This is a genomic window from Selenomonadales bacterium, assembly GCA_017442105.1.
Classification (GTDB): Bacteria; Bacillota; Negativicutes; order RGIG982; family RGIG982; genus RGIG982.
The window spans coordinates 1-2,372 of record JAFSAX010000232.1 but is presented as its reverse complement, the minus strand read 5'-3'; the positions used below and the strand labels follow the sequence as shown (position 1 = coordinate 2,372).

The window sequence follows — 2,372 nt, the reverse complement described above, 5'->3', positions numbered from 1 at the left end:
CATTTTTCCATACAAGCACCGCACTTCAAGCAGACGCTTGCATCGATCGTATGTTTCTGTTTGATATCGCCGATGATCGCATTAGCAGGACATACTTTCTTACAAAGGCTGCAGCCTTTGCAGTTATCATTGATGCGATATCCGATAAGGCGCGTACACGAACCTGCCGGACAACGTTTTTCACGAATATGTGCTTCATATTCATGACGGAAATATTTGATCGTACTCAAGATCGGGTTCGGAGCCGTCTGTCCAAGACCGCACAGAGCCGTGTCTTTGATCTTATAGCACAAATCTTCGAGAAGCTCGATGTCGCCTTCTTCACCTTTGCCTTGCGTGATACGAGTCAATATCTCAAGCATACGTTTCGTACCTTCACGGCACGGCGTACATTTACCGCACGATTCCGACTGCGTGAAGTTGAGGAAGAAACGTGCTACATCGACCATACAAGTCGTTTCGTCCATAACAACAAGACCGCCCGAGCCGACCATGGCACCGATCTTCGTCAACGAATCGTAGTCAACAGGCATATCAAGCAGCTCTTCTGGCAAGCATCCGCCCGACGGACCGCCAATCTGAACGGCTTTGAACTTCTTACCGTTCGGGATACCGCCGCCGATGCCGAAGATGATCTCACGCATCGTAATACCCATCGGCACTTCTGCAAGACCTGTATTGTTGATCTTACCTGTAAGCGCGAATACTTTCGTACCTTTGCTCTTTTCAGTACCGATGCTTGCATACCAAGCCGAACCACGAATAATGATATCGTAGATATTAGCGAATGTTTCTACGTTATTGATATTGGTCGGTTTACCCCAAAGGCCCGATACTGCCGGGAACGGCGGACGAGGACGAGGCATACCGCGCTTGCCTTCGATAGATGCAAGAAGAGCCGTTTCTTCACCGCATACGAATGCGCCCGCACCTTCTTTGATCTTGATCGTAAAGTTAAAGCCCGAATCAAAAATATTTTCGCCGAGATAGCCTTCAGCCATCGCTTGTTTGATAGCGATCTTAAGACGTTTGATCGCGAGCGGATATTCTGCTCTGACATAGATGTAGCCTTCGTCGGCACCGATCGCATAACCGCAGATCGCCATGCCTTCCAACAGTCTGTGCGGGTCACCTTCTAAGATACTGCGATCCATGAATGCACCCGGGTCACCTTCGTCGGCGTTACATACAACATATTTTTTCTCACCCGGAGATTTACGTGCAAAGCCCCATTTAAGGCCCGTCGGGAAGCCGCCGCCCCCACGACCGCGAAGGCCTGCCGCCTTCACTTCTTCGATAACATCTTCCGGCGACATTTCGGTAAGTGCTTTTTCGAGCGCCTTATAACCGCCGACTTCAAGGTATGCGTTGATATCTTCCGCGTCGATATGACCACAGTTCGCCAAGACGAAGCGCATCTGTTTTTTATAAAAATCAATGTCTTCCGAATGAAGGATACGTTCATTCGAAACAGGATCTTGATACAAGAGTCTTTCTACGACTTCGCCGCCGATCAAGTGTTTTTCGACGATCTCTTTGACATCGGATTCCTGTACACGTACATAAAATGCTCCTTCGGGATATACCGTAACGAGCGGACCCATTTCACAGAAACCATGACAACCTGTTCCCACAATACGAATATCTCTATCAAGTCCGCGATCGATCAATTCACGGCGCAATGCTGCCTGTATTTTGCTCGAACCGGAAGAAATACAACCGCCTGCACAAATCAGGACTTCTCTTTTAGCTTCGTTCATCGTTCTCCTCCTCCTACCGAATCATTAGCGATACTGATCTAAAATTGCCGGAAGCGCTTCCGGTGTAAGACGACCGTACGGTTCTTCATCGACCATCATAACAGGTGCCAAACCGCAAGCACCGATGCAAGCAACTGTTTCAAGCGTAAAGTTCAAGTCACGCGTCGTTTCGCCTGCATTGACCTCTAAGAGATCTTCAAGTGCCGCCAATATTTTTGCACCACCGCGAACGTGACAAGCTGTACCTTGACAAACGCGAATGATATGTTTACCACGCGGATTCAAATGGAACTGCGAATAGAACGTCGCAACACCATAGATCTGACTGATCGGAATCTGTGTCTTTTGTGCAATATGAATGAGTACTTCTTTGGACAAATAGCCATAGACATTCTGTACTTCCTGCAAAATCGGAATCAATGTTCCCTTGCTTTCTCTATACTTTTCCAAGATAGCATCGAGTTTTTCAAACTCATTTCCCTTATTGCCGCCGCAACAACATGAATGTTTTTCCATACTTCTCCACTCCCTCATCTTTCTCTTTATACTCAATGCACAAATTTCATAATTTTCTGTTATACTTGTATGATTTCTATAAATAAAAGACAGAAT

The 2,372-nt window shown here is 46.9% G+C and carries 2 protein-coding genes; both read right to left on the bottom strand.

Annotated features, from left to right (window positions below; translation table 11 throughout):
- Positions 1-1,760 (bottom strand): NADH-quinone oxidoreductase subunit NuoF (gene nuoF / locus IJN28_08825; protein ID MBQ6713868.1); only part of this gene is annotated, 1,760 nt, incomplete at its 3' end.
- A gap of 24 nt (positions 1,761-1,784) precedes the next feature.
- Positions 1,785-2,294: an NADH-quinone oxidoreductase subunit NuoE gene (gene nuoE, locus IJN28_08820; GenBank protein ID MBQ6713867.1), complete on the bottom strand. Its 510-nt coding sequence runs from the start codon at positions 2,292-2,294 to the stop codon at positions 1,785-1,787.
- Positions 2,295-2,372: the final 78 nt, after the last annotated feature.